This is a genomic window from Pseudomonas sp. 5Vm1k, assembly GCF_056161485.1.
In genome coordinates, this window is record NZ_JBSPCZ010000002.1 from 283,534 (window position 1) to 300,520 (window position 16,987).

Genomic DNA, 16,987 nt, shown 5'->3' on the forward strand with positions numbered 1-16,987 from the left:
AAAAACATGGGACTGTTTGATTACAAAAATGCCGGCAGTACGGCCGGCAAGGCGTTGTACAGCGATGCCATCGCCCTGACGCTTTACGCCTACACGCCGACGGGCCAGCCATTGCCCGCCACCGGGTGGGCGCCGATTGGCGCAACGGCGCTGGGTTATCAGGGCAAGGTCAGTGCGCAAGGTTCGTTCTTTGGCGAGAAGGACGGGTACACCAGCGCCGAAGCCGAAGTGCTCGGCAAGTATGACGCGGCCGGCAAGTTGATCGGCATCGGCGTGGCGTTTCGCGGCACCGGTGGCCTGGGCTACAGCGACACCTTCGGCGACATCAAGAACAACCTGCTGGCGGCAGTCGGCCCGGTTGACTACGCGAAGAACTACGCCAAAAACGCGTTCGACACCTTGCTCAAGGACGTTGCGGCGTTTGCCATTGCCCATGGCGTCAGCGCCAAGGACGTGTTGATCAGCGGCCACAGCCTCGGCGGCCTGGGAGTCAACAGCGTGGCGGAGTTGAGCGGCGGCAACTGGGGCGGTTTCTTCAAGGATGCCAACTACGTGGCCTTCGCTTCGCCGACCCAGAGCGTCGCGACCAACGTGTTGAACATCGGCTACGAAAACGACCCGGTGTTTCGGGCGCTGGATGGCACTACCTTCAGCAGCGGATCGGTGGGCAAGCACGATGGTTATCAGGCGTCGGCGACCAACAATATCGTCAACTTCAATGACCACTACGCGTCCACCGCGCAGAACCTGACGCCGTTCAGCATCCTTAACCCGCTGAGCTGGTCGGCCCATGGTTCGCTGGGCTATGCCGACGGTTTGAACCGGGTGATCGACTCGAAGTTCTACGACCTCACCAGCAAGGATTCGACGCTGATCGTCTCCAATCTGGCGGTCGATTCCCGGGGCAAAACCTGGGTCGAGGACCTGGGCCGCAGCGGCGAGCCGCACACCGGCAGCACCTTCATTATCGGCACCGATAGCAATGATTTGCTCAAGGGCGGTGCCGGCAATGACTTCATCGAGGGCCGGGACGGCAATGACCGGTTCCGCGATGACGGGGGCTACAACATCCTGCTAGGCGGCAAGGGCAGCAACACCTTCGAGCTGCAAAAACCGTTGCAGAACTTCAGTTTTGCCAACGACGGCGACGGCACGCTGTATGTGCGCGACGCCTACGGCGGCATCAGCCTGACCCGCGACATTGGCGCGCTGGTAAGCAAGGAGTCGAGCGGCTGGTGGGGCATGACCAGCAAGGAGATCACCTACAGCGTCAGCGCCAACGGCCTACTCAACGGCAGTGAGCTGACTCACTACAACCACTCGCTCAACGGCGATGCCTACGGCAACACCCTGGCAGCCACCGTCGATGGCGACTGGTTGTTCGGCAATGCCGGCGATGACCTGCTGCGCAGCGACAAAAGCCACGTCACCTTCGTTGGCGGCGCGGGCAACGACGTGATGCATGCGTCGGGCGCTGGCAACAATACGTTTCTGTTCAGCGGTGCTTTTGGTTTCGACACGATCAATGGCTACCAGGGCAGCGACAAACTGCTGTTCCTGGGTGTCCAGGGTGCGGGGCAGGGCTATGACTACAAGCAACATGCAACCCAGTCCGGCCATGACACGGTGCTCAAGATTGGCGATTTTGCCGTAACCCTGGTCGGTGTCGGGCTGGATAACCTGTCGGCTTCAACCATCACTTTCGCGTAACAAAAGCTGCATGCACTGAATGCTCCGGGGCGCCTTGTCAGTGAGGCGTCCTGGTTGTGAGCTATCTCTGACAATTCCAACAAAGAGAGAGGCAATTTCAATGGGTGTGTATGACTACAAGAACTTCAGCACAGCAGAATCCAAGGCGTTGTTCAGCGACGCCATGGCCATCACGCTGTACTCCTATCACAACCTCGATAACGGCTTTGCCGCCGGTTATCAGCACAATGGCTTCGGCCTCGGGTTGCCGGCGACGTTGGTCACCGCGCTGATCGGGGGCACTGATTCCCAAGGCGTCATCCCTGGTGTTCCGTGGAACCCCGATTCCGAAAAACTCGCGCTGCAAGCCGTGCAAAAAGCTGGATGGACGCCGATCACAGCCTCGCAGTTGGGCTATGACGGCAAGACCGACGCACGGGGAACGTTTTACGGAGAGAAGGCCGGGTTCACCAGCGCGCAAGTCGAGATTCTCGGCAAGTACGACGCTCAGGGTCATCTCACGGAAATCGGAGTTTCTTTCCGCGGCACCAGCGGCCCGCGGGAAATCCTGATCGGTGACTCCATCGGCGACGCGATCAACGACCTGCTGGCCGCATTGGGACCCAAGGATTACGCCAAGAACTACGTCGGCGAGGCCTTCGGCAAACTGCTCGGCAATGTCGCGGCGTTTGCCAGTGCCAATGGGCTGTCGGGCAAGGACGTGCTGTTCAGCGGCCATAGCCTGGGCGGGTTGGCAGTCAACAGTGCGGCAGACCTGAGCAATGACAAGTGGGGCGGCTTCTACAAGGACTCGAACTACATCGCTTATGCCTCACCGACTCAAAGCAGCAACGATAAAGTGCTGAACGTCGGTTATGAAAACGACCCAGTGTTCCGGGCCCTCGACGGCTCGACTTTCAACCTGGCGTCCGTGGGCGTGCACGATGCGGCCAAGGCCTCGACGACCGACAACATCGTCAGCTTCAACGATCATTACGCCTCGACGGCGTGGAACGTGCTGCCGTTTTCGATTCTTAACGTCCCGACCTGGATTTCGCATTTGCCGACCGCTTATGGCGACGGCATGAACCGGGTGATCGAGTCGAAGTTCTACGACCTCACCAGCAAAGACTCGACCATTATCGTTGCCAACCTTTCGGACCCGGCGAAGGCCAACACCTGGGTCCAGGATTTGAACCGCAACGCCGAAACCCACAAGGGCAGTACGTTCATCATCGGCAGCGACGGCAACGACCTGATCCAGGGCGGGCAGGGCAACGATTACCTCGAAGGCCGGGATGGCAACGACACTTTCCGCGACGGCGGCGGCTACAACATCCTGCTCGGCGGCAAGGGCAACAACGTGCTGGACTTGCAGCAGTCAGTGAAGAACTTTGTGTTTGCCAATGACGGTGTCGGCAACCTCTACGTGAAGGATGCCAATGGCGGGATCAGCATCACCCGCGACATCGGCAACATCATCACCAAGGAACCGGCGTTCCTGTGGGGTGTGTTCAAGGACGACGTGACCCACAGCGTGACGGCTGACGGCCTGAAAGTCGGCAACAACCTGACCCAGTACGCCTCGACGGTGAAGGGCGGTGCGGGGGCTGATACGTTGACCGCACATGCGAGCGGTGACTGGTTGTTTGGCCTGGACGGCAATGACCATTTGATCGGCGGCAAAGGCAACGATGTGTTTGTCGGTGGCGCAGGCAATGACCTGATGGAGTCGGGGGGAGGGGTCAATACCTTCCTGTTCACCGGCGCGTTTGGCCAGGACAAAGTGGTGGGCTATCAGGCCAGCGACAAACTGGTGTTTCTCGGGGTTCAAGGGGTGGCGCCGAACGATGATTACCGGGCGCATGCCACGGCAGTCGGGCATGACACGGTGCTGACGTTTGGCGGGGATTCGGTGACGTTAGTGGGGGTTGGGTTGGAGAGTTTGTCTGGCTCAGGGATTGTGATCGCCTGATAGGGCCCCTTCGCGGGCAAGCCTCGCTCCTACAAGGGATCGCGTCGGTCACACAGTTTGTGCACGACGCAGATCCCCTGTAGGAGCGAGGCTTGCCCGCGAAGAACGATAACGCGGTAAACCTGCCTGTCACCGTGACTCGAAAGTCATTCCTGGACTCAAACACCTGCACCAACAGGAACCGGCACTAAAGCATCCGCCCACTTGTGCGTTATGTCGAAACGCACAGCGGCATGCCGCCATTGAGTACAGGAGATTCAGCAACGTGAGTAACAGCAAGAGGGTTGTCTTGGGGTTGGCCTTGGCCGTGTTATCGGCGAGCGCCGCTGCAGAATTGCCGCACAACTCGATTTTGAGCCGTTATGGCATGACACCTGATGAGTTGCCGAAACCGGCAGCGATTGAAACCAAAGAACCCCTCGAAGAGAAAAGCCTCTTTCATGTCCAGCCGGAACAGCCCTGGGCCACGATCCGCATCGGTGACGGGAAAAAGCCGGAAGTGACCGGTAACATCAGCATCGATAATTCAGTACAACAGGAATACGACCGTTGCCAGAAGCTGCGGGCGGAGATGATCAAGCGTGGTGACCGCTATGTCGTCTGCGATACCAGCGTTCCGGGGATGCCGTAGTTTTGCAGCGTTTGTAATGGCCCTTTCGCGAGCAGGCTCGCTCCCACATTAGACCGCGATCCATTGTGGGAGCGAGGCTTGCCCGCGAAGAACGATAATGCGGTCTTCAGTCCTCCTTGCGGACCGTCGCCACATCATTGGCATTGACCTTCACTTTCGCCCCGGAAATATCTTCGAATTCATAAAAACCATCCTTGGTCTTGGTTTTCGGCATGTCCTTGGTCAAATACTGGGTGCCGTTCTGCAGGGTCACCACCGTCGGCGTCGAGCAACCGGCCAGAGCCAGAAAGGCTGCTACGGCCAGGGGCAGGCCCAGGGTCTTGATATTCATACATACCTCTCATGATGCTGAAAAAATCAGTGTGACAGCTTCAGTCAGCACTGTGCTCTATGGCGTTTGGTGCCATGGATCGGTAGAAAGTTCGATCACTACCCGAAAAATGCCCGATTAGTGTCGCCGCCTATCTTTTTCCGTTTGCCCGAACAGGGCGTAGCTGGTATCTGTACGCATAACCAGTACTCGCTCGCCATGGCCCTTATTTCCTGTGACTGCAAACCCGCTCGACGATCCGTTCTATTACCTGAACAACTTCATGCAAGTGCTTGATTGGCTTGAGCAGCGTTATGCCGACGTATTGAGCCCGGAAGAGCAGCATTTCATTGGCGAATTCAACCGGCTGCCTCGCGAGTCCCGGGCATTGCTGGTGCGGATGGTGATGCGCAAGGGCCTGCATTTCAGGGCTGGCAAGCTGCATTACGTCGAGATCGGCGATATCGCCAGCGCTGCCGGCCCGCTGCTGGAACTGGGCTGGATCGATGAGCAGTCGCCACTTTTCATAGAGGACGTGTTCGACGCATTGCTCAAGGCCGAGATCCTTCAATGCCTGGGCCATGCCATCGAGCAGCCCAAAGGCAAGAAGACCGATTGGCTGCCGCTGCTGAGCGAGCAGTTTCCCGACCCCCGCAGCTTCCAACAGTGGTGCCCGTCGCTGGATGACCGCTTGTTCAGCCTGACCATCATGGGCCTGTGCGACCGGTTGCGCTTGATGTTCTTCGGCAACCTTTACCAGGACTGGTCGGAGTTCGTGCTGGCAGACCTTGGCATCTTCACCTATGAAAAAGTCGAGTTCTGCGCCGAATCCCGAGGTTTGCGTAGTCGCGAGGACGTGGACGCCTGCGTGTTCCTGCACGAGTGTCAGCAGCGATTCGAAACTGGTGAAGCGGTGGCGGCCGTTGTTGAGCAGATCAACGCATTGGTCCTGATCAATCCCTGGCTGCAACGCCGTCGGGGCAAGTTGTTGTTCCAGATCGGTCAGCACTGCGAACGCATCGCGGATTTTCCCAATGCCCTGAGCATCTACCGTGAATGCGCTTATCCTGGCGCGCGTTTGCGGCTGATCCGGGTGTTGGAGCGTTGCGCTGAATACGCGCTGGCGCTGGAGCTGGCGACTATCGCCGAGCAGTCGCCGGAAAGCGCCACCGAACAGCAGAAGTTGTTGCGAGTACTGCCACGGCTGCGGCGCAAATTGGGCGGGCCACCGATGAAACGCGCGGCCCCTCGGGCCATGCAGCGTCTGGACCTGCAACTACCCCGCACCGATCTGGCGCTGTCGGTGGAGTATTACGTGCAGGCGCACCTGGCCGAAGACGCGGCGCCGGTGCATTACGTCGAGAACAGCCTGATCAACTCCTTGTTCGGTTTGCTCTGCTGGCCGGCGATCTTCGCACCGTTGCCGGGGGCGTTTTTCCACCCGTTCCAGCGTGGGCCGGTGGATTTGCTCAATGAAGACTTTCACGATCGCCGCGCCGAATTGTTCCGGGGCTGCCTCGCCGAGCTGGATGACGGACATTATCGCCAGACCATCCGCGAGCGTTACGCGGCCAAATGGGGTGTGCAGTCGCCGTTCGTGTTCTGGGGCGCGCTGACTGAGGAACTGCTTGATCAGGCGCTGGACTGCCTGCCGGCCGAGCACCTCAAGCACTGGTTCACCCGGCTGTTGCTCGACATCAAGGCCAATCGTGCCGGCATGCCGGACCTGATCCAGTTCTGGCCGCAGGACAAGACCTACCGCATGATTGAAGTCAAAGGCCCCGGCGATCGCCTGCAAGACAATCAACTGCGCTGGCTGGAGTTCTGCCACGAACACCAGATGCCGATTGCCGTCTGCTACGTGCAATGGGCGGAGCAGAGCGCTTGAGCTATAGCATTGCGGTGCGGGCGTTGTGTGAGTTCACCGCCAAGGTCGGTGACCTGGACCTGCGCTTCACGCCATCGCCCACTGCGCTGGAAGGCATAGTCGGCCATCGCACGGTCGCGTCACGCCGCAGCGACAGCTATCAGAGCGAAGTGGCGCTGGAGGGGCTGTATCAAACGCTGAACGTCAGGGGCAGGGCGGACGGCTACGACCCGGCGCAAAACTGCCTGGAAGAAGTCAAAACCTACCGTGGCGATCTGAGCAAACAACCGGCCAACCATCGCCAGTTGCATTGGGCCCAGGCCAAGGTCTACGGCTGGCTGATGTGCCAGAAGCTGCAACTGGCACAGATCAACCTGGCGCTGGTGTATTTCGACATCGTCAGCGAAAAGGAAACCTGTCTGGTCGAGGCTTTCAGTGCCGCTGAACTGGAGGCGTTCTTCGAACACCATTGCCAGTTATTCCTGCAGTGGGCCGAGCAGGAAATGGTCCACCGCGACGCCCGCAACCAAGCGGCTCAAGTATTGAAGTTTCCCCATGCCGGGTTTCGTCCGGGGCAACGGCACCTGGCCGAATCGGTGTTCAAAGCCGTCAGCACTGGCCGCTGCCTGATGGCGCAAGCGCCCACTGGGATCGGCAAGACCGTCGGCACGTTGTTCCCGATGCTCAAGGCGTTGGCGCCGCAGCAACTGGACAAGGTGTTCTTCCTCACGGCGAAAACCCCGGGACGCAAACTGGCGCTGGACGCGACGCAGGTGATCCTCGATAGCGCGGATGCACCGCCGTTGCGCATTCTGGAGATGATCGCCCGGGACAAGGCCTGTGAGCACCCGGACAAGGCTTGCCACGGCGAATCCTGTCCGTTGGCCCAAGGCTTCTACGATCGTTTGCCCGCCGCGCGTCAGGCTGCCAGTCAGGTGAGCCTGTTGAACCAGAGCGCGTTGCGTGAAGTGGCGCTGGAACACAACGTTTGCCCGTATTACTTGAGCCAGGAAATGGCCCGCTGGGCGGACGTGGTGGTCGCCGACTACAACTACTATTTCGATTTCAGCGCCTTGCTATTCGGCCTGGCCCAGGCCAACAACTGGCGGGTCGCGGTGTTGGTGGATGAAGCCCACAACCTGGTGGAGCGCGGTCGGCAGATGTACAGCGCCAGCCTCGATCAGGCGACCCTTAACGCCGTGCGCAAAACCGCGCCGGAACCGCTGAAGAAATCCTTGCAGCGGGTCAATCGTGAATGGAGTGCCTTGCATGACTTGCAGCTCGGCGCCTATCAGGCTTACGACAAGGCCCCGGAAAAACTTCTCCAGGCCTTGTCATCGTGCAGCGCGAGCATCGGCGACTACCTCAACGATCATCCCCAAGGACTGGACAGCGCCTTACAGAATTTCTACTTCGACATCTTGCAGTTTGGCCGGGTGGCGGAGCTGTTCGATGAGCAGTTCCTGTTCGACATCAGCAAGCGCGACCTTGAGCGCAAACGCAACCTGTCGCAGCTGTGCCTGCGCAATGTGGTGCCCGCCGGGTTCATCCGCCCACGCCTGACAGCGGCGCGCAGTACCGTGTTGTTCTCCGCGACCCTGAGCCCTCGGCATTATTACGCCGACCTGCTGGGCACCCCGGCGAACACCGTATGGATCGATGTGGAGTCGCCGTTTCACGCGGATCAGTTGCAGGTCAGCATTGTCAGCCAGATCTCGACCCGGTTCGTTCACCGTCAGGCCTCCCTTGAGCCGATTGTCGAACTGATCGCCCGACAATTCACCGAGCGTCCCGGCAACTACCTGGCGTTTTTCAGCAGCTTCGATTATCTGCAGCAAGTGGCGCAGTTGCTGGCCGAGCGGCATCCGCACATCACCTTGTGGTCGCAATCGCGGGGCATGGCCGAGCGTCAGCGCCAGGACTTCCTCGACCAATTCACCGCACACAGCCAAGGCGTTGGCTTCGCGGTGCTCGGTGGGGCGTTTGGCGAAGGCATCGACTTGCCCGGTGCGCGGCTGATCGGCGCCTTCATTGCCACCCTGGGGCTGGCACAACTGAACCCGGTCAACGAACAAATGAAACACCGCATGGCGGCGATTTTCGGCGCCGGTTATGACTACACCTACCTCTATCCCGGCGTGCAGAAAGTGGTGCAGGCCGCCGGACGGGTGATCCGCACCCAGCAGGATCAGGGCGTAGTGATGCTGATCGATGACCGGTTTGGCGACAGCAAGGTCAAGCAATTGCTGCCGCGCTGGTGGTCTGTTCGCTCAGCATTTGCACCCATTCACTTGCAAAACGATGACAGTCTCCCGGCCAGCGCGCGGTGAGCAACTGCCTGTCACGGACCACGAAGCCGTGTTGTGGCTTGTCCGCCGAATCGCGTGTGGACACCCACGGACCGCGCTGGAAATCCGCAGGTTTGCCCAGGGCTGCGCGCACTTCGGCTTCGACGGTTTGCCGGTAAGTCCGGTAATAGCGTCCCAGCCACAGTGCGGTGATGATCCAGGCTGGCAGTTCCATGGTGCTGGCCACCAGGGCCGTGACTTTGTACCCATCGATGACCGGGCGCCCGGTGTCAGGGTCAAGGGTACGGGCCAGCAACAGCACGCCATGGCAAACCGCGGCCACCGGTTTGTCGGTCTTGAAAAAGTGCCGGGCAATGCGTCGGGCCTGGCCGGACTCCAGCAGGCTGCGCATGCCTTGGGCGTGACCGCCGGGAATCAGCAGCCCGCTGAATTGTGCCGGGTCGACATCGGCGTAGGCCAATGGCTGGCGAAACGCTTCGTCCTCAATCATTCGAGCGTAGCTGGCGAGGTCAGGTTTGCGCGTCATCAGGAGCGGGTTCAGCAGGCCGAAACCGCTGTCCACCAAACGCGGGTCGGCGTAGGCGGGTGTCCCTTCGGGCGTTGCGAAACGCACCTCGATCCCGGCCTGGCGCATGGCCTGCCAGGGCACGCTGCTTTCAGTCGGATCGTAATCTCGGGTCGGCAACAGGATCAGAATCATTGAGGACAGTTTCCTTGGCCGCAAGTGGCAGGTTGCATCGAGAATAGGTGTTCTGTAACCGCCACTCCACTACAACATTCCAAGGTCGGGTTATTACGGCTGTCCTATCCTTTGGTTTGTCGCATACTGCAAAAATCAAAATGTCGAGAATGATCAATGAGCGGTGATCGGACCAAAACTAGGGCTATCGAGGACAGCCGTTTTCGTCAGCTGATCGATTCCGTGGTGGATTACGCGATCTACATGATCGACCCCGATGGCATCATCACCAGCTGGAACGCCGGCGCCCGACGTTTCAAGGGTTATGAAGAGGCGGAGATTCTCGGCCAGCATTTCTCGCGCTTCTATACCGAAGCCGATCGTCTGGCCGGTTTGCCCCAGCGTGCGCTGGATACGGCAAGGACGGAAGGTCGTTTCGAGGGCGAAGGCTGGCGGGTGCGCAAGGACGGGACGCTGTTCTGGTCCCATGTGGTGATCGACCCGATTATCGACACGTCGGGCACGTTACTGGGGTTCGCCAAGATCACCCGGGACCTGACCGACCGCAAAATGGCCGAAGAAACCCTCAAGCAGAGCGAGCAACAGTTTCGTTTGCTGGTTCAGAGTGTCACCGACTACGCCATCTACATGCTCTCCCCGGACGGTCACCTGACTAACTGGAACCTTGGCGCCCAGCGCATCAAGGGTTACCGGCCCGAAGAAGTCATCGGCAAGCATTTTTCGATGTTTTACACCCCGGCAGACCGTGAGGCCGGCGAACCGCAACGGGCACTGGACACTGCTGCGCGCGAAGGTCGATTCGAAAACAAAGCCTGGCGCCTGCGCAAGGACGGGACTCAGTTTCTGGCCCATGTCGTGGTGGACCCGATCTGGGGGGAGACGGGGACGCTGCTTGGTTTCGCCAAGATCACCCGCGATATCACCGAAGTGACAAGAGCACAGCAGGCCCTTGAGCAAACCCGTGAAGCACTGTTCCAGGCGCAAAAGATGCAGGCCATCGGTCAGCTCAGCGGCGGGATTGCCCATGACTTCAATAACCTGTTGACGGTGATCCTCGGCAACCTTGAGATCGTGCGCAAACGCGTGTCGGACGATCCGAAAATCGTGCGCTTGCTGGACAACGCCACCCAGGGTGCCTTGCGCGGTGTTTCCCTGACCCAGCGTATGCTGGCATTCGCCAGGCGTCAGGAACTCAAGACCGAATCCGTCGAGATCCCGGCCCTGATTCAAGGCATCACCGGGCTGTTGCGTAGCTCTTTGGGGCCTTCAGTGAATCTCGAAACCCGCTTCGCCCCTGACCTCGAACTTGCGTCGGCCGACGTTAATCAACTCGAACTGGCCGTGCTGAATCTGGCGACCAACGCCCGCGATGCCATGCCCAACGGCGGAAAGATTGTAATCAATGCCAGGAGCGAGACGGTCAGCGATCCGGCCCGGTCATCCTTGCCGGTCGGTCGGTATGTTTGCCTGAGTATCACCGATACCGGGGAAGGCATGGACCAGGCCACGCTGGCGTCGGCGACGGATCCTTTCTTCACCACCAAAGGAGTGGGCAAAGGCACCGGGCTGGGGTTGTCGATGGTTCACGGCTTTATCGCGCAACTGGGCGGATGTTTCATTCTCAAAAGCCAGAAGGACGTCGGCACGACGGCCGAACTCTGGTTGCCCGTCGCCACACCCGGCGCAGTGGCCAAACCGGCTATCGAGATGCCGGATATATCCCCGATACCGGGGCTCAGCGTGCTGGTGGTGGATGACGACAGTCTGGTGCTGACCAGTACCAGCCTGCTGCTCGAGGACCTGGGGCATCGGGTTATCAGTGCGGCATCCGGTGCGCAGGCCCTGGAAGCGTTCGAAAGCGGCCAGGCCATCGACCTGGTCATCACCGACATGGCCATGCCGCACATGAATGGCGCGCAACTGGCGCAGGCGATCCGGAATTTGAAGCCAAACCTGCCGATCGTTCTGGCCACCGGTTACGCCGAGCGCCTGGAAGGTTTCGTCACTGAACTTCCGCGCTTGTCCAAACCCTTTACCCAACTGAATCTGGTGGAGATCATCTCCCAGGCGATGAAGTGATCGGGGGTCAGCCTGAGACAATCCGGCTGAACTTTGCCTGCGCAGGCTTCTTCTAAACGCTTTCCACTCTGTGTGTAAGCGCCGTGCCAAGAATCCTGACCGAAACCAATGCTGAAGAAGCCCTGACCGAACACAACGCCAAGATGTTCGGTTCGCCCAAGGAACGCCTGGACTTCTATCGCCGGGAGATCCAGTACGAAACCAGCATCCTGGCCAACCGCACCGACGCCTATCTGGCAGCGCAATCGTTCTTGGTGATTGCCTTCGCGTCCTGCATGTCCAATCTCAATCCGGAATGGGGCAAGTTGTTTACTCTGGTGGTGCCACCCTTTCTGGCATTGCTGGGGGTACTCAGTTCGTTGAATGCCTGGCCGGGGATTCGTGCGGCGTATGACATCATCGATCACTGGCACTTCAAGCAAAGCCAGTTGCTGAGCAGCGAACCGTTGATGGGGCTGGCTTACGATGAGTCGCCGCTGTTCGCTGAAACAGAATCGAGCCACAAGGGCTATCGCAAATCGCTGTTGTTCTCCGTGCGCACGCCGTGGATCTTTGCGACGTTCTGGATGCTGCTGGGCAGTTACTCGTTCTACATCCAGGTCACTAATCCTGGGGGTTGAGATAAATATTGGTGGGGAAGGTTTTTGTGGCGAGGGAGCTTGCTCCCGCTGGGCTGCGAAGCGGCCCTAACAGAAGGGACTGCTGCGCAGTCCAACGGGAGCAAGCTCCCTCGCCACAGCAAGCCCCTTCACCACAGCGATCTCCCTTGCCATGGTTGAGTGCTGCAAGCATCAAGCCGCCAGATTGGCCGCCGTCATTTCTTTCTTGTACTGGACCTTGAGCATTTCCATCTGCTGCCCCAACTCATCGAGCGTGGCTTTACCCAGCAGCTTCTTGGCCTGCGGGAACATCTCGGTTTCTTCTTCCTCGATGTGGTGCTCCAACAGTTCCTTGACCACTTTCACCCGGCCCGAGAACTCGGGGGTCGAAGGGTCGGTGGTTTTCAGGTCCGGCAATACCAGGGAGTCTACGGTCCGGTGTTCTTCCTTGGCTTCGTAGTACATGATTTCCTGTTCTTTGCCACCGGCCTTCTTGTAGGCGGGGTAGAGCACTTCCTCTTCCAGACGGGTATGGATGGCGATCTCCATTTCCAGTTTGGCGATCAACTCCGTGCGTTTTTTGACGGCGCGCTCTGTGGACTCACTCAACTGGCCGAGGATGCCTTTTACGCGTTCGTGGTCGGCTTTCAACAGGTCAATGGCGTTCATGGTCGAACCTCTTGGTTTAATCACTGGGCAGCGCAGACGATCGGGTTGCCGTCAGTCGCTTACAGTGCAAGAGCATTTCCTGTGCCTGATTTCATTCAGGATAAAATCCAATAAAAAACAATAGGTTAATTTGTCTGTAAGGGATTTTTGCCATGCAAGGTGCATGAATTGACGGTGTTGCTCAGTGCAAATCGCGGCGCAAAAAAAGATCGCCGCCTTCGGCTTTTCCAGCAGAAGACGGCGATCTTTTTTTAAGGCTCAAGCTCGTGAATCAAAACCCTCGCCAGCAGATTTCGAGCGCAGCAACGCCAGGGTCTCCGGCGATGGGAACTCTTCTTCGATCAACCGCAGGTGATCGATCGCCTCCTGAAATTTCATATCAACCTTCAGACGCAGGGCCTGGTATTCGGTGAACAACTCGGCATCCAGCTCGGCTTTCTCCAGCAGTTCAAAGGCCTCCCGGCTCAACTGATGCGCGTCCTCGAACAATTGACGATTACATTCGAGTGCGAAGTCGCGGCATGCTTGTGGGTGGACCGGAGCCGAGTAGTACTGCATAGCGTTCACCTCTTTTTTTGGAGTAGCCACAAGGGCTGGATACTGTTGTGACTGCATGCCCCCTTAGGAATTTCATTATTTTCAGGCTGTAAAATGGATGGGTGCATAGGTTGCTATCGTAAAAATCAATCAGGTTTCTGGATGGTTTTTTCGCTCGTACCACGCCAGCATCGGCTGAGTGCTGACGCCATGGATCAGAATGCTCAATGCCACCACTGACAGCGTCAGGTCAGTACATAAGGTCGCCACGGACGGAGGCAGATCGTGGTTCAAGGCGTAGAACAGGTAGTAAAAACTGCCGATACCGCGAATCCCGAACCAGCCGATCAAGGCGCGTTGCCGCCCGTCAAGCAATCGCCCCCAAGGGATGAGCCACACGCTCAAAGGCCGAATTACGCAGAACAGCACCGCCGCGATCACCAGCCCCCGCCAGTCCCAGTGCGCCACCAGCACCACCCCGAGCAAGGTCACTAGAAACACTTCCATGGCCCGTTCCACCAGGCTACCGAAGGACAGCATGTCGCCCATCATGATGCCAGCCGCGACCTGGGTGTCTTCCAGGTTGTCGACGTCGCCATGCACCGCCGCCTCGGGCTCGACGTTCTGATGACCGACCACCGGCTGCACCAGATGTTCGGCCGGGGTCTGGGTGTCGCCAGTGGATTTGACCTCGGCCTGGCGCAGCCCCAGACCTGCGGCGAACACCGACAAAAAGCCGTAGCCGTGAATTGATTCGGCCGCAACATAGGCCAGGGCGATCAGCGCCAGGGTCAGGTAATCATTGGGGGAGAAGGTGCTGTCGGCATTACGGATACGCATCGACAACGTCGCGCGACCGATGCCGTGGCCCATCCAGTAACCGGTCAGCAAACCGGCGGGAACGGCCCACAGCAGACTCTTCAAGGCCCAGTCATCGAGCCAGGCGCTGGAGTTGCCGCTCTGTTGCAAAACCAACAAACCGAGGATGACGAAAGGAAACGCGACCCCGTCGTTCAGGCCGGCCTCGCCAGAGAGCCCGAAACGCACCGAATCGTAATCCTTGGCATCGTTGACCTGCACCAGCGCCGCTAATACCGGATCAGTCGGCGCCAGGATCGCGCCGATCAGCATGGATGGCCCCCACGCCAGGCCAAAGCCGTAATGCAGCAACAGACACACGCCGGTAATGCTCAACAGCATCACAGGGCCCGCAAGCCCGAACGCAACCCGCCACTTGCGATCCCTGAGCGGCAGACGCAACTTCAACCCGCAGACAAACAGCGAAAAGAGCACCGCGACTTCCGTCAGGTGCTCCATCCAGTTTGCTGCATCCTTGATGTCCAGCTTGAGCAAGCCCATGCCTGCCGGACCGATGGCCACCCCCAGCGCCAGACAGACTGCCGAGGTGGTCACCGGCATCCAGCGCAAAAACGACGAGGTCAGCGCCAGCGTCAGCAGCACCGCACCCAACACCGCTACCCATACAGTGAAGCTCATGCCGGACGCTCGCTGGATGAGTACATTGAAAGGCTCAACCGACAATCGCGCGCAGGTATTCAGGTGCCAGGACGTTGGTCCACAGCACAATCATTTCCACCAGAATGGTCACCAACACCAGCAGGCCGACACCCCAGACACTGGCGGCGTACAGCAGGCCCTGTTCCTTGCGCTCGTGCATGAAGGTCGGCAGGCCGACAAACAACAGGAATGTCGCGTAGGCACAAGCGGCTGCCATTACCAGCACCGCCAGCCACAGGTTCGGGTACAGCCCGGCAAAACCGGCGATAAAAAAAGGCGTCGCGGTGTAGGCCACAAAGCCGATGCACTGATTCACGGTGGGTCGGGCGTCGAAGGTGCGGGACATCCAGCGGATAAACAGCCCCATCAGCGCCACACCGGCGAGGATGGTCAGGTACAGCAACCCACAGAGTTGCAGCGCGCTGCGGGGGCTGAGTTTCACGATTTCGTTCTCGGCCAGGCTCCAGCCGACATAGGTGGTCCCAATAAACAGGCACACGACGGGGATCAGTGCGAGCAGCACCAGATGCGCTAGGTAGTGGCGTGGATGGGCTTCCTCCTCGTGACGAATATCCGTCCAGGCGTAATTGGGTTGGGTAAACAGTTTGATAATAGGCGCAGACATGAGGACCTCCAGATATCAAAGGCCCACCAGGGGCAGGCCTATAAAGTGTTGAGTTCTGGAGTCGGTGGCGGGTTCCATTTAAAGAATCGGTTTGCCACCTGTCACGCTATAGCGCAGTTCGGTCGGGTTTCAGATGATGCAAGATCAAAAGATCGCAGCCTTCGGCAGCTCCTACAGGGAAAACGCTATTCCAATCTCGGAGCTGCCGAAGGTTGTGATCTTTTGGTTTTTAACGGTTGCGCAAACTGCGCTCCATCCGCGCAATCCCTTCTTCGAGCAGCGCCCGCGGGCAGCCGAAGTTCAGGCGCACGAACTGTTTACTGTGATCACCAAAATCCAGGCCCGCACTCAAGCCGACCTTGGCTTGCTCAAGGAAGAACTGCTGCGGATCGTCCAGCCCCAGCGCCGAGCAATCGAGCCAGGCCAGGTAAGTGCCTTGTGGCACGTTGATGGTCACGCCGGGTAGTCGGGTGCGAACCGCGTTCACCAGATAGTCACGGTTGCCGTGCAGGTACGTCATCAGCTCGGCAAGCCACGGACCGCCCTCGGTGTAGGCAACGCGGGTGGCTTCCAGTCCCAGTGGATTGACGCTGTCCACCAGACCGCAACGGGCGTGGTTGACCCGCGACAGCAGTGCCGGGTCCTGAATGATCATGAATGACGTCTTCAATCCGGCGATGTTGTAAGCCTTACTCGCCGACATCAGGGTGATGGTGCGTTTGGCGATCTGCGGGCTCAGCGACGCCGTAGGAACGTGTACGCGACCGTCGTAACACAGCTCGGCATGGATCTCGTCGGAGATGATCCAGGCGTCCTGTTCCAGGCAAATATCGGCCACGGCTTGCAGTTCTTCGCGCGGGAACACTTTGCCCAGCGGGTTGTGCGGGTTGCTCAACAGCAGTGCGCCGCCACCGCTCAGGGATTCACGCAACGCATCGAGCGGCGTGGCGTAGGAACCGTCTGTCTGGGCGACAAATTCCAGTTCAACCTTGTTCAAGCCCCAATGCCCCGGCGCATGCCGCAGTGGCGGGTAATTGGGCGTTTGCACCACGACGTTCTGCTGTGGCTCGACCAGCGCATTCAGCGCCATGTTGAAACCCGATTCCACCCCAGGCAGAAATACCAGCTCCTGAGGCAGGACGCGCCAAGCGAACTTGTTCCAGAGGTCGGCGACGATCGCGTCGCGCAGGTTGTCCGGGGCCACGCTGTAGCCGAGCAACGGGTGTTCCAGGCGTTTTTGCAGGGCCTGGATAATCACCGGCGGCGCGGCGAAATCCATGTCTGCGACCCACATCGGCAACACGTCGGCCGGGTAACGGCTCCATTTGGTACTGCCGGTTGCGTGGCGGTCGAACACCTGATCGAAATCGAAGGTCATGCTCAGTCTCATAAAGGGTGGAGGTTAATCATGGCGGCATGATAAGCCCCAACGTTCATCTCTGGTGACACCTCACAAAAATAATCAGAACCCCATTCCCT

14 protein-coding genes are annotated in these 16,987 nt (G+C 59.1%); 7 read left to right on the forward strand and 7 right to left on the reverse strand.

Annotation, left to right across the window (positions count from 1 at the left end):
• The first annotated feature begins 6 nt into the window (after window positions 1-6).
• The 3 genes from ACWIKB_RS05045 to ACWIKB_RS05055 all read left to right on the forward strand — a co-directional run bounded on the left by ACWIKB_RS05045 (window position 7) and on the right by ACWIKB_RS05055 (window position 4,295).
• Window positions 7-1,710, forward strand: coding sequence for a polyurethane esterase (locus ACWIKB_RS05045; protein WP_475265606.1), 1,704 nt, complete (start codon window positions 7-9; stop codon window positions 1,708-1,710).
• Window positions 1,711-1,810: 100 nt separating this feature from the next.
• The gene (locus tag ACWIKB_RS05050; protein WP_475265607.1) at window positions 1,811-3,664 is read left to right on the forward strand and encodes a polyurethane esterase; all 1,854 of its coding nucleotides are present in this window, start codon (window positions 1,811-1,813) and stop codon (window positions 3,662-3,664) included.
• 265 nt (window positions 3,665-3,929) lie between these two features.
• Window positions 3,930-4,295: a hypothetical protein gene (locus ACWIKB_RS05055; RefSeq protein WP_475265608.1), complete on the forward strand. Its 366-nt coding sequence runs from the start codon at window positions 3,930-3,932 to the stop codon at window positions 4,293-4,295.
• A 106-nt stretch (window positions 4,296-4,401) separates the two neighbouring features.
• Here the strand turns inward: ACWIKB_RS05055 and ACWIKB_RS05060 are convergent, their stop codons facing one another.
• Window positions 4,402-4,626 carry a YgdI/YgdR family lipoprotein gene (locus ACWIKB_RS05060; protein WP_054046026.1) on the reverse strand — a complete coding sequence of 75 codons (225 nt, stop codon included), beginning with the start codon at window positions 4,624-4,626 and terminating at the stop codon, window positions 4,402-4,404.
• A 214-nt stretch (window positions 4,627-4,840) separates the two neighbouring features.
• Between ACWIKB_RS05060 and ACWIKB_RS05065 the strand changes: the two genes are divergently transcribed.
• Window positions 4,841-6,493, forward strand: a complete 1,653-nt coding sequence (locus tag ACWIKB_RS05065; RefSeq protein WP_475265609.1) for a VRR-NUC domain-containing protein — start codon at window positions 4,841-4,843, stop codon at window positions 6,491-6,493.
• Window positions 6,490-8,802: an ATP-dependent DNA helicase gene (locus ACWIKB_RS05070; protein ID WP_475265610.1), complete on the forward strand. Its 2,313-nt coding sequence runs from the start codon at window positions 6,490-6,492 to the stop codon at window positions 8,800-8,802. Before ACWIKB_RS05065 ends, ACWIKB_RS05070 begins: the two co-directional genes overlap by 4 nt.
• Here the strand turns inward: ACWIKB_RS05070 and ACWIKB_RS05075 are convergent.
• Window positions 8,708-9,481 carry a type 1 glutamine amidotransferase domain-containing protein gene (locus ACWIKB_RS05075; RefSeq protein WP_475265611.1) on the reverse strand — a complete coding sequence of 258 codons (774 nt, stop codon included), beginning with the start codon at window positions 9,479-9,481 and terminating at the stop codon, window positions 8,708-8,710. The two genes, ACWIKB_RS05070 and ACWIKB_RS05075, sit on opposite strands and share 95 nt — an antisense overlap.
• A gap of 156 nt (window positions 9,482-9,637) precedes the next feature.
• Here ACWIKB_RS05075 and ACWIKB_RS05080 point away from each other — a divergent pair, with 156 nt between their 5' ends.
• A complete protein-coding gene (locus ACWIKB_RS05080; RefSeq protein ID WP_475265612.1) occupies window positions 9,638-11,560 on the forward strand; it encodes a hybrid sensor histidine kinase/response regulator in 1,923 nt (640 codons plus the stop codon).
• Window positions 11,561-11,643: 83 nt separating this feature from the next.
• Window positions 11,644-12,180, forward strand: coding sequence for a hypothetical protein (locus tag ACWIKB_RS05085; RefSeq protein WP_475265613.1), 537 nt, complete (start codon window positions 11,644-11,646; stop codon window positions 12,178-12,180).
• A gap of 171 nt (window positions 12,181-12,351) precedes the next feature.
• Here ACWIKB_RS05085 and ACWIKB_RS05090 read toward each other — a convergent pair whose 3' ends face one another.
• The 5 genes from ACWIKB_RS05090 to ACWIKB_RS05110 form a co-directional block, all read right to left on the reverse strand.
• Window positions 12,352-12,828, reverse strand: a complete 477-nt coding sequence (locus ACWIKB_RS05090) for a hemerythrin domain-containing protein (RefSeq protein WP_475265614.1) — start codon at window positions 12,826-12,828, stop codon at window positions 12,352-12,354.
• A gap of 258 nt (window positions 12,829-13,086) precedes the next feature.
• Window positions 13,087-13,443, reverse strand: coding sequence for a hypothetical protein (locus ACWIKB_RS05095; RefSeq protein ID WP_475265615.1), 357 nt, complete (start codon window positions 13,441-13,443; stop codon window positions 13,087-13,089).
• A gap of 72 nt (window positions 13,444-13,515) precedes the next feature.
• The gene (locus ACWIKB_RS05100; RefSeq protein WP_475265616.1) at window positions 13,516-14,862 is read right to left on the reverse strand and encodes a cation:proton antiporter; all 1,347 of its coding nucleotides are present in this window, start codon (window positions 14,860-14,862) and stop codon (window positions 13,516-13,518) included.
• 34 nt (window positions 14,863-14,896) lie between these two features.
• Complete coding sequence (locus tag ACWIKB_RS05105; protein WP_475265617.1) at window positions 14,897-15,508, reverse strand: Yip1 family protein; 612 nt, start codon at window positions 15,506-15,508, stop codon at window positions 14,897-14,899.
• A gap of 229 nt (window positions 15,509-15,737) precedes the next feature.
• Entirely contained in the window at window positions 15,738-16,886 is a 1,149-nt protein-coding gene (locus ACWIKB_RS05110; protein ID WP_475265618.1) for a MalY/PatB family protein, read from the reverse strand.
• Between the last annotated feature and the right edge of the window lie 101 nt (window positions 16,887-16,987).